Origin of the sequence: Pseudarthrobacter cellobiosi (assembly GCF_023913755.1) — a bacterium.
GTDB lineage: Bacteria > Actinomycetota > Actinomycetes > Actinomycetales > Micrococcaceae > Arthrobacter > Arthrobacter cellobiosi.
In genome coordinates this window covers 206,354-217,243 of record NZ_JAMXBJ010000046.1, presented here as the reverse complement: position 1 = coordinate 217,243, position 10,890 = coordinate 206,354, and the positions used below count along the sequence as shown (strand labels likewise).

Sequence of the window (10,890 nt, the reverse complement as noted above, 5' to 3'; positions counted from 1 at the left end):
GGCCACCCGCTACGACAAACTGGCCCTCACCTACCGCTCAGCGACCGTTCTGCACGCCGTCGTCATCTGGAGCACCCTATTAGGAGACACGCCCTAGCGCGAACGGTCACTTAAGCCCCCTCCCACTGGCGCGAGTGGTCACTTAAGCCCCTGAAAGCTCCCGCAGGAGGGCCTCAAGTGTTCGTTCGCGCGGAGTATTTTGCACCCGATTCGCGATCGGGGCCAGTCAATGACGCGCTCGCGACCTGAAGACCGCCCGTATTCCCGCGGCTTAAGATAAATAAGTCACTAAAGTTTGACGAAAAGGTTCACCTAAGTAAGGCTTACCTTGCTAAAGACAAACCCCCAACGTCGAACTAAGGATGACCACTGTGCCGCTGCTGCCCCGTGTCGATGAGATGTACCTGGATGAAAATCGGGTGAGTGAAACCCTGCCCGGGCAGGATTTCGGCTCCCGCGTGGAGCTGGCCCTCGCTGCCACCAACCATCTGTTCAACACCAGGAACTCCACCCGGTACGTGGCGCAGGTGCTGCAGGGCGTCAACGCCGTGGCCACCAAACTGGACCGGACCACCCGGCCGTTCACCGGCGTCGGGCCTGCAGAAATGAAGGCGCGCATCGGCGCCGTCGACCTGGACCGGCCGCTCCCGGACACCGCCGCGGCGCTGGAAGAGCTTGAGGCCGTGTACCTCCGGGACGCCATCTACTTCCACGATGCGAAGTACGCGGCCCACCTGAACTGCCCGGTGGTGATCCCGGCGCTGGTGGGGGAGGCCATCCTGTCCGCGGTGAACTCCTCGATGGACACCTGGGACCAGAGCGCCGGGGCCACCCTGATCGAGCGCCGGCTCATCGACTGGACCGCCGAACGGCTGCAGCTGGGGGCTGCAGCCGACGGCGTGTTCACCTCCGGCGGCAGCCAGTCCAACCTGCAGGCACTTCTGATCGCGCGCAACCACGCCGTTGCCGGCCTGCGGCAGGACCCGGCCAACGCCGGACTCCGGCTGCCCGCGCTGCTGGACAAGCTGCGGATCTTCACATCAGCAGACAGCCACTTCAGCATCCAGAAGTCCGCGTCCATGCTGGGCATGGGCTTCGACGCCGTCATTTCCGTCCCCTGCGCCGCGGACCACAAGATGGACCCGGCGGCGCTCGCCGAGGCCATGGCGGAAACGCACGACGCCGGGCTGGTGCCGATGGCGGTTGTGGCCACCGCCGGGACCACCGACTTCGGTGCGGTGGACCCGCTCGCGGACCTCGCCGCCCTGGCCCGCGCCTACGGTGCCTGGTTCCACGTTGATGCGGCTTACGGCGGCGGGCTGATGGTTTCCGGCCGCTACCGCCACCTGCTGGACGGGACCCGCCTGGCCGACTCCGTCACCGTGGACTTCCACAAAACGTTCTTCCAGCCCGTCAGCTCCAGCGCCCTGCTGGTCCGCGACCGCGCCATGCTCCAGCACGTCACGTACTACGCGGACTACCTGAACCCGGAAAGCGCCGCCCTGGCCGAGATCCCCAACCAGGTGGACAAGAGCATCCAGACCACCCGGCGCTTTGACGCGCTCAAACTGTGGCTGACCCTGCGCATCATGGGAGCGGATGCCATCGGCGCCCTGTTTGATGAGGCGATCGATCTCGCCGCCCGCGTGGGATCCCTGCTGGCCGCCGACGACGACTTTGAGCTCGCCGCCGACCCGCAGCTCAGCACACTGGTGTTCCGGTACCGGCCCCGGGTCTCGGGCGCCGGTCTCACCGACGCTTACGGCCGGCTTTCCGAGGACGCGGCCGACACCCTTAACCCGGCCATCCGCGCGGCGGTTTTCGCGTCCGGGCAGGCCGTGGTGGCCGGCACCAAGGTGGCCGGCAGGCACTACCTGAAGTTCACGCTCCTCAACGCGGAAGCAACCCTGGAGGACATCAGCGAGATCATCGAGCTGCTGCGCAGCACCGGCGTGCAGCTGCTGGCGGGCGCCAGCACCAGCGAGGTGTCCGCATGAGCACCTCCACCGAACCGCGCATTTTCGACTTCGCCGGCATCGGCGTCGGGCCCTTCAATCTTGGCCTCGCCGCCCTCAGCGCGCCGGTGGACGGGCTGGATGGCGTCTTCCTGGAGCAACGGGAATCCTTCGACTGGCACCCCGGCATGATGCTGGAGCCGGCCCACCTCCAGGTGCCGTTCATGGCGGACCTGGTGACGCTGGCCGACCCCACTTCGCCGTATTCGTTCCTGAATTTCCTCAAGCAGACGGGGCGCCTCTACCGCTTCTATATCCGCGAAAACTTCTATCCGCTGCGCGCCGAGTACAACCAGTACTGCCAGTGGGTGGCCGGCCAGCTGCGTTCGGTCCGTTTTAGCACAGCTGTGCTGGATGTAGCGTACGACGCCGGCGTGTACCGCATTTCGGTGGAAGGTCCGGACGGGTCTGAGGTGCTGCTGGCGCGGCGGCTGGTGCTGGGCACGGGCACGGCGCCCTACGTGCCGGCGTCCTGTGACGGAATACTCGACGCGGCCGCTGATGGCGGCGGGGGACTTGTCCTCCACAACGCGGACTACCTGTCGAGGAAGAGTGAGCTGCAGGCCAAGCGGAGCATCACCATCGTGGGCAGCGGCCAGAGCGCCGCGGAGATCTACTACGAGCTCCTGCAGGACATCGACACCTACGGCTACCAGCTGAACTGGGTCACCCGGTCGGGGCGATTCTTCCCGCTGGAGTACACCAAGCTCACCCTGGAGATGACCTCGCCGGAGTACGTGGACTACTTCCATGGGCTGCCCCAAGACCAGCGCGACGGCCTCATCAAAAGCCAGAAAAACCTGTACAAAGGCATCAATTCCGAGCTGATCGACGCCATCTACGACCTCCTGTACACCAAGAGCCTTTCCGGCATGGTGGACACCCAGCTCCTCACCCATTCGTCGCTCACCGGCGCCGCGTGGGATCAGGCCGCCGGTTCCCACACACTGCGGCTCCGGCACGAGGAGCAGGGGTCCGATTATGTGCTGGACAGTGAGGCCGTGGTCCTGGCCACCGGTTACACCTACCGCGAGCCGGACTTCTTGGCGGGCATCCAGGACCGGATTGCCAGGGACTCCGCCGGCCGGTTCACCGTTGCACGCAACTACAGCACCGGCGTCGAACCCGGCGAACTCTTCGTCCAGAATGCCGAGCTGCACACGCACGGCTTTGTCACCCCGGACCTCGGCATGGCTGCCTACCGCAACTCGTGCATCCTGCGCGAGATCACCGGCCGCGAGGTCTACCCGGTGGAGCGCAGCATCGCGTTCCAGCAGTTCGGCGCGCCCCAGCCTGACGCGCCACAGCCCGGTCCGGTCTCCGGTTCAGTCTCCGGTCCGGCCGGACGCAGCGCCGAGCCAGCTCCCACCCAGACCGTGGAGGTGTCCGCATGAGCTTCACGTTCCGCTGTGTTGACGCCGTTGCCGATGCACCCCTCCTCCACAGCTGGGTCACCCAGCCGTACGCGTCGTTCTGGGGGATGCTGACCTCAACAGTTGACGGCGTCGTGGAGGAATACTCGAGAATCCAGGCAACGGGGCATCACCATGCCTTGCTGGGGATCAACGACGACAGCGTCCCCGCCTTCCTGATGGAGGAATACCTGCCGGCAGCCTCGCCGCTGGCCGCGGTCTATGCCGTGCAGAAGGGCGACATCGGTATGCACCTGCTGGTGGCGCCGCCGTCGGGAGATCCCCAACCGGGGTACACGGCCGCGGTGATGGACGCCGTGCTGGGGCGGTTGTTCGAAAAACCGGGCGTGGAACGCGTGGTGGTGGAACCAGACGCCAGGAACGCCAAGATCCATGTGCTCAACGAGCGGCTGGGCTTCCGGCCGGCGGGGGTTGTCACCCTGCCGGACAAGGAAGCGCTCCTCAGCTTCTGCACCCGCCAGGACTACCTCGCTGCCCGCGCAGCCCTGGGCCACCCCCAAGTCCACTCCCATGACCTTTCCGCCCCGATCCACCAGGGAGCATCATTGTGACCATCATCGAGCTGGACCTCGCCATCGAGCGGGAATCCGCCCCCGCCATTGACACCGCCGACACTGACGCGGCCGAAATTGACGCGGCCGACAGGCCGGACAGCACCGCCAATACCGTTCCCCACCTCGCACCCGAACGCTGGGCGGCGGCAAACCGCCACCTGGTCCGCAAGGCGCTCGCCGAATTCCTGCACGAACGCATCCTGGAGCCGCAGCGCCTGGGCTCCGGCGGGGGTGCCACAGGTCCGGAGGAACCCGCGGTGTACGTGGTCCGCAGCGACGACGGCCTCACGGCCTACTCGTTCGCCGCCCGCGTCCTGGAGCTCGAGCACTGGTCGGTGGACGCCGCATCCATCCGCTGCACGCGCAGCGGCGAGGATGCCGCCCCGGATGCACTGCGCTTCATCATCGAGTTCAGGGACAACTTGGGCATCCGCGAGGAGATGCTCCCGGTCTACCTCGAGGAGATCAGCAGCACCCTGGCCGGCCACTCCTACAAGCAGTGGCTGGGACAGCCGTCCGCCGGGGAACTCGTGGCAGGAGTCACCGGCGGAACGGACCCCGCCGCCGACTTCCAGGCCATCGAACGCAGCATGACGGAGGGCCACCCGTGCTTCGTGGCCAACAACGGCCGGCTGGGCTTCGGCATCAGTGACTACCGGGCGTTCGCGCCGGAGACCGGAGCCCCCGTCCGCCTGGAGTGGATCGGGGTCCACCGCAGCAAGGCTGTCTTCACTGCCAGCGCCGGACTGGAGTACCGCGCCCACCTGGAGGCCGAGCTCGGCGCCGCTGCGTTGCAGTCCTTCGATGCCGAATTCACCGCCCAGGGTGTGGACCCCGCACAGTACTTCCTGATGCCCGTGCATCCGTGGCAGTGGGAGAACAAGCTCACCGTCACGTTCGCTGCCGAGATCGCCCAGCAGCACATCATTCATCTGGGGACCGGTGCAGACAGTTACCAGGCCCAGCAGTCCATCCGCACGTTCTTCAACACGGCCGCGCCCGCCAAGAGCTACGTCAAGACGGCGATGTCCGTCCTGAACATGGGCTTTATGCGGGGACTCTCGCCGCAGTACATGAAGGCAACCCCCGCCATCAACGACTGGCTGCAGGACCTGATCCGGTCAGACGCAGCCCTGCAGAAACGCGGCCTGGCCATGATCAGCGAGATCGCGGCCATCGGCTACCACAACGGCTACTACCAGGCCGCGTCCGCGAAGGGCTCGCCCTACCAGAAGATGCTGTCCGCGCTGTGGAGGGAAAGTCCGCTCCCCCTACTGGAGGACGGCCAGCAGCTTGCCACCATGGCGTCCCTCCTGCACGTCGATTCGACCGGCAAACCGATGGTGTCTGCCCTGATTGAGCGCTCCGGACTGGAGCCTGCCGAATGGCTGCGCCGCTACTTCGAGGCCTACCTCGTCCCGTTGGTCCACTGCCTCTACCGGTACGAACTCGCCTTTATGCCGCATGGCGAGAACGTGATCCTGGTGCTGGATAACGGTGTGCCCGTCCGTGCGGTGATGAAGGACATCGCCGAGGAAATCGTGGTGATGGGGCGCCGGCTGGACCTGCCCGAGGAGGTATCGAGGATCCAGGTTGATATCCCTGACGGCGAAAAGGTGCTGGCCATCTTTACGGATGTGTTCGACTGCATCTTCCGCTTCCTGGGTGCCCTGCTGGTGGAGGACGGGAAACTCAGCGAGGAGGAGTTCTGGGGCACGGCCGCGCGGGTCATCCAGGACTACCAGGCTGAACACCCTGAGCTGGCGGACCAGTTCGCCCGCCACGACCTGTTCGCCCCTGACTTTGAACTGTCGTGCCTTAACCGGCTGCAGCTGCGGAACAACCAGCAGATGCTTGACCTCACGGATCCGTCCGGTGGGCTGCAGATGGCCGGCCGGCTCGCCAACCCGCTGGCAAGGTTCGCCTAGCGTCGGATTCTGCTCCATCATTCGCGGGTTTCGGCCAGGTGGGCCGGTGATTCCGGGCCCGGTCCCGGGGCTTGCAGGAATGATGGAGCAGAATCCGGCGGCGGGGCGCCGCGAGTGCTGGACCGCGGCCCACCCCGGGGTCAGCTGAGCTCGTCCACCTTGCGCTGCAGCACCGCGCGCTCGGCGGCGTTTCCGCACAGCGCAAGGGCCGGCAGGAGTGCGGACCGTGCGTCGTCATGCCTGCCGAGCCGGGTGAGTAGCTCGCCGCGGACCGCGGGGAGCAGGTGCGAGCCCGCCAGTTCCCCGCGCGAGGCGAGGGCCTCCACCAGTTCCAGCCCGTGCTCCGGGCCGGAAGGCGTCGCGACGGCGACGGCACGGTTGAGCTCGATGACGGGGGAGGGGCCAGCTGTCCGAGGGCCTCGTAGAGGACGACGATCCGCTGCCAGTCCGTATCGGCCACCGAGTGCGCCACCGCATGGCACTCGGCGATGGAGGCCTGGAGACCGTAGGCGCCCAGCCCGCGCCCGGAACCCGCGGCCGGGCAAGTGCCACGGTGGGTTCGTCCGATGGACCGCACTCGACCCACCTGACCCCACGAGACAAGGAGAAGCCATGGCCGGCGAACCAGCGTTCTTTGAAATCGGCGTCGAAGATCCCGAACGGGGCAGGGCGTTCTACGGCGCGCTCTTCGGCTGGGACTTCAGCCCCGGACCCTCCGATGAGGGCGGGTTCATAATCGGCACCCCCGGCACCCCGGCGGGCTGCACGGCGGCGACAAGGGCGCGGTGCCCTACCTGTTCTTCCGGGTGGACGACATGGACCCCGCCCTGGCCCGGGTGCGTGAACTTGGCGGCTCGACGGACAGCGCGGAACTGGGCGACGAGGACCCGGCGGAGTACGGAAGATTCATGCTTTGCAGGGACGATCAGGGCTCAACCTTCGGCCTGCGCCGTAACACGGCTAGTCTGGGCGCATGGAGACACCCACCACCGCGCTCGTAACAGGGGCAACAGCAGGGCTGGGAGCGGAGTTCGCCCGCCAGCTTGCGCAGGAAGGCCACCACATGGTGCTGGTGGCCCGCGACGCCGCCCGGCTCCAGCAGATCGCTGACGAACTCGAGCGCGATTACAGCGTTTCCGCTGAGGTGCTGCCCGCCGACCTGACGGACGACGCCGGTGTGGCCGCCGTCGTCGGGCGCCTCACGGACGCTGCGCGGCCGGTTGAGGTCCTGGTGAACAATGCGGGGATCGGGCTGCTGCATTCGTTCGAAAAAAATTCCCTGGAGGACGAGCGGAGGCACCTTCGCCTGCACGTGCAGACCCCCATGGAGCTCTGCCATGCTGCGCTGCAGGGGATGCTGGAGCGGCGCTCCGGCAGGATCATCAACGTGGCCAGCGTGTCGGCTTTCGCCAACCGCGGCAGCTACTCGGCTGCGAAAGCCTGGCAGGTCATCTTCAGCCGCTGGGCCAACCTTGCCTACGGACCGAGAGGCGTGCACGTCACCGCGCTGTGCCCCGGATTCACGCACACCGAATTCCATGACCGCATGGGCATGGACAAGTCGGTCGCCCCGCACTGGATGTGGCTGCGGGCGGACTGGGTGGTCCGGGACGGCCTGGCCGACAACGCCCGCGGCAAGGGCGTTTCGATCCCCACCAAACGCTACAAACTGGTGGCCGCCATCTCGCGTGTGCTGCCGGCGCGGTTTACGTCCGGGCCGCCGCGGCGTCCGAAGCGGTAGCCCTCCGCGGCGCACGGACGGCCACCACCACGGCGATACCGATCACGGCGCCCACAAAGGTCTCCACCGCGCGTTCGGTGACCAGCAGGCCAGGGTCCGCGGGGGCGGCAAGCTGCGTCATGAGCAGGATCACCGGCGTGAAGAAGACCATGGCCCAGCCGTAGTGCCGCGCCATGAAGAGTTCGGTGGGGAACTGGAATGCGATCACCAGCAGCGCCAGCACGGCGGCAGTGTGGCCGGGGAAATACTGCAGCGGGGACAACGGCCCCGGGAAGAGTACGACGGCGACCAACGCCAAACCGACGAACGTCCCCACGATGCGGTGGATCCCGCGGTGGACGCGGCTGGGCAGGTCGGCCCCGGCGAGCGGGACGGCGGCCGCGGCCATGGCCCAGTGCGGATGGCCGCTGCCGCTCAGCACTCCGCAGGCGCCGGAGGCACCGACGGCCAGGACATAGCGGGCGGCATGCACCAACGCGGCCTGCCGGAGTTCACCGCTGAGCCGCGGAACATCCCGCACGGCACCCGCCTGCCAAGCCCGGACCCGCAGCCAGCCGGCGAAGCCCACCAGGATAGAGAACGCGGCCGAGGCCGCACCGATTAGCACGGCCGTCAGGAACGGCACGTTCGTCGGGACAGAGGCGCAGGCGCCTAATGCCAGGATGCCGAAGAACGGTCCGTTGGGCTTGAGCCGCACTTTGTCGGAGAAAAGGGAACCGGCACCGGCCAGCACGGCCTCCACGAGCACCAGCCACCAGGAGTGGAGGTGGTTGACGGACAGGAACACGCCCACCGTGATGCCGCTGAGCAGGACCACTGCCGCCTGCGCCTGGTGCTTGAGGCGAAGCTGGTGGGATTCCGAGCGTCCGTACATGCCGGTCAGGGCACCGAAAACCGCGTACATTATGAGCTCGGGACGGCCGATGGCCAGGAGCACCAGTGAGGGTACTGCCACGCTGAGGGCAACCCGTACGGCCGACAGCCGGTCGTTGTTCGCCGGGCCTAGGGCGTGCAGGGTGCGGGCATGGGCCATGACTCTGCGCACAGCCAACACCACCTATCAATCAAGCCCTTGTTCGAAAATTAGCAGAAGCCCGGAATGCTGACCATTAGCTGGGTCACAGGGCGTCGCGTGGGCGCGGCCGGGAGGCTAGCGCCGGGCACGGCTAAGGCCCGCCCTGCGTGCTTCCCCCAAGGAAAACGCGCGGGACGGGCCTTTGAGCGCGGGCTACAAGACGGCCCGGTCAGGCCGGTTTGTTGTTGCGGTGCTTAGACTGTGGTGCCTAGACTCCGGCCGGAACCTTAGTGGCCGCGGCATCGGTGACGTCCTGGGATTCGAACGGCATGTCGTCCAGGTCAATCAGCGGGTTCTCGTCCTGGGTGGCAACCAGTTCCCGCGCCTCTGCCTGCGTGTCCACGCTGGGCATGGAGCCGGGCAGCGGACGCTGGGCTGATTCCTTCAGGAAGTAGATGGCCACAGCTCCGATGGCTGAAGTCGCCATGAGGTAGTAGGCCGGCATCATGTCATCGCCGGTCGCCGTGATCAGCGCGGCAACGATGAACGGGGTGGTGCCTCCGAAGATCGCCACGGCGAAGTTGTAGGCGATGCCCATGGCGCCGTACCTGTTGGCTGTCGGGAACTGCGCGGGCAATGCAGAGGCGAGGTTCGCAACATAGAACGTCACCGGGAAGGCGATCAGCGAGAGGCCTGCCAGCGTTGACCAGACGTCGCCGACGCCGATCAGGAGGAACGCCGGGGTTGCCAGCACCACGGTGCTGATGGCGCCGATCCACAGCACGGGACGGCGGCCGATCCGGTCAGACAGCTTCCCGGTCAGGGGGATGCAGAGGCTCATGATGACCAGCACGGGGATGGTCAGCAGCGTTCCGTGGACGGGATCGTAGCCCTTGGACTCGGTGAGGTAAGTCGGCATGTAGGACGTCAAGGCGTAGCCGGCCGTGTTGGCTGCGGCGACAAGGATCATGGCCACGATGAGCGAGCGCCAGTAGGCCTTGACGATTCCGAAGGGACCCTTGGCGGCGTCCACGTCAGCTGCTGCGGCGTCCTGCCCGATGGTTTCCTGGGCATCCAAGGTGGCCTGGAACTGAGGGGATTCCTCGATCTTGTTCCGGAAGTAGATGGCGATGAGGCCCAGCGGGCCGGCAATGAGGAAGGGTATGCGCCAACCCCATTCCTCCATGGCTGTCTGGCCAAGGGTCAGCTGCAGGACAGAAACCAGCGCCGCACCCAGGGCAAAGCCAAGGTAGCTGCCCATGTCCAGGAAGCTTGCAAAGAATCCACGGCGCTTATCCGGGGCGTATTCGCTCACGAACGTGGTGGCGCCTGCGTATTCACCGCCGGTGGAGAAGCCCTGTACAAGCTTCAGGATTACCAGCAGCGCAGCGGCCCAGATGCCGATCTGGGCGTATCCGGGCAACAACCCGACGGCGAACGTACTGGCAGCCATAATCATCAGTGTTGCGGCGAGGACCTTTTGCCGCCCGATCTTGTCGCCGAGCCAGCCGAACACAACACCGCCGAGGGGACGGGCGATGAAGGTCGCAGCGAACGTTCCAAGCAGGAACAGCGTCTGGACGGACTTGTCGGCCTCGGGAAGGAAGACAGGTCCCATGGTGGTGATCAGGTAGCCGAATACGCCGACGTCGAACCACTCCATGGTGTTACCCACGATGGTTCCGCCGAGCGCTTTTTTCAGCATGGGCTGGTTTACAACGTTCACGTCGGACTCTTTGAGTCGGCGACGCGCAAGGATCTTCGGTTTACGCGCACTTGGTAGTGCGCTATTTGGTACTGCATCGTTGGGTCGGCTGGCGTTGTTCACGCCTGCTGAAGAGTCGGTCGTGCTTCGGTCTGTGGGCATTTGGGCGACTCCTATGGAGGTCATTTGCTTGCGACTTGTAGCTGCCCCGCTCTGGGCAGGCTTTCAATTTTACGCGGATTCCATGGCAAATGAGAGTTTTATACCGTAAAGTGCCTTCCTTAGAGAGGGTTTCCACCGGTTTTCAGGGATTTCTTTTGGCTGCTCTCGCCCCGTCATCATTGGGATTCTGGCGGTTCGGGCCCATCGCTATGGAATCTTTTTGTTCACGACCCCTTTTTTGCGCCATTTTTCCCCTGAGTCGCGCGGAAAAGTGACAGCCGCCACGGCCGTTCGGGCACCAGTTCCGGCCGCCACCCGGCCCCATGTACAGGCCGGA

8 protein-coding genes are annotated in these 10,890 nt (G+C 66.0%); 5 read left to right on the top strand and 3 right to left on the bottom strand.

Features of this window, described 5'->3' with window-relative positions; translation table 11 throughout:
- The first annotated feature begins 398 nt into the window (after window positions 1-398).
- The 4 genes from NG696_RS13245 (at window position 399) to NG696_RS13230 (ending at window position 5,930) form a co-directional block, all read left to right on the top strand.
- A complete protein-coding gene (locus NG696_RS13245) occupies window positions 399-1,997 on the top strand; it encodes a pyridoxal phosphate-dependent decarboxylase family protein (protein WP_252575746.1) in 1,599 nt (532 codons plus the stop codon).
- Window positions 1,994-3,409 carry a lysine N(6)-hydroxylase/L-ornithine N(5)-oxygenase family protein gene (locus tag NG696_RS13240; RefSeq protein WP_252575722.1) on the top strand — a complete coding sequence of 472 codons (1,416 nt, stop codon included), beginning with the start codon at window positions 1,994-1,996 and terminating at the stop codon, window positions 3,407-3,409. The genes NG696_RS13245 and NG696_RS13240 overlap by 4 nt, the downstream gene beginning before the upstream one ends.
- On the top strand, window positions 3,406-3,999 hold the full coding sequence (locus NG696_RS13235; RefSeq protein WP_252568127.1) for a GNAT family N-acetyltransferase: 594 nt from the start codon (window positions 3,406-3,408) through the stop codon (window positions 3,997-3,999). Before NG696_RS13240 ends, NG696_RS13235 begins: the two co-directional genes overlap by 4 nt.
- Window positions 4,000-4,076: 77 nt before the next feature.
- Window positions 4,077-5,930, top strand: coding sequence for an IucA/IucC family protein (locus tag NG696_RS13230; protein WP_252575743.1), 1,854 nt, complete (start codon window positions 4,077-4,079; stop codon window positions 5,928-5,930).
- 140 nt (window positions 5,931-6,070) lie between these two features.
- Here NG696_RS13230 and NG696_RS13225 read toward each other — a convergent pair whose 3' ends face one another.
- Entirely contained in the window at window positions 6,071-6,412 is a 342-nt protein-coding gene (locus NG696_RS13225; RefSeq protein ID WP_374211225.1) for an RNA polymerase sigma factor, read from the bottom strand.
- 491 nt (window positions 6,413-6,903) lie between these two features.
- Between NG696_RS13225 and NG696_RS13220 the strand changes: the two genes are divergently transcribed.
- Window positions 6,904-7,671: an SDR family NAD(P)-dependent oxidoreductase gene (locus tag NG696_RS13220; protein WP_252568129.1), complete on the top strand. Its 768-nt coding sequence runs from the start codon at window positions 6,904-6,906 to the stop codon at window positions 7,669-7,671.
- Here NG696_RS13220 and NG696_RS13215 read toward each other — a convergent pair.
- The gene (locus tag NG696_RS13215; RefSeq protein ID WP_252568131.1) at window positions 7,637-8,716 is read right to left on the bottom strand and encodes an FUSC family protein; all 1,080 of its coding nucleotides are present in this window, start codon (window positions 8,714-8,716) and stop codon (window positions 7,637-7,639) included. The genes NG696_RS13220 and NG696_RS13215 overlap by 35 nt on opposite strands.
- Before the next feature lie 238 nt (window positions 8,717-8,954).
- Window positions 8,955-10,553, bottom strand: a complete 1,599-nt coding sequence (locus tag NG696_RS13210; RefSeq protein ID WP_252568134.1) for an MFS transporter — start codon at window positions 10,551-10,553, stop codon at window positions 8,955-8,957.
- Between the last annotated feature and the right edge of the window lie 337 nt (window positions 10,554-10,890).

Bases quoted from the DNA above. Each gene is read 5' to 3' on its own strand.
- NG696_RS13235 (WP_252568127.1), top strand. From the start codon at position 3,406: ATGAGCTTCACGTTCCGCTGTGTTGACGCCGTTGCCGATGCACCCCTC.
- NG696_RS13245 (WP_252575746.1), top strand. From the start codon at position 399: ATGTACCTGGATGAAAATCGGGTGAGTGAAACCCTGCCCGGGCAGGAT.
- NG696_RS13240 (WP_252575722.1), top strand. From the start codon at position 1,994: ATGAGCACCTCCACCGAACCGCGCATTTTCGACTTCGCCGGCATCGGC.
- NG696_RS13220 (WP_252568129.1), top strand. From the start codon at position 6,904: ATGGAGACACCCACCACCGCGCTCGTAACAGGGGCAACAGCAGGGCTG.
- NG696_RS13210 (WP_252568134.1), bottom strand. From the start codon at position 10,553: ATGCCCACAGACCGAAGCACGACCGACTCTTCAGCAGGCGTGAACAAC.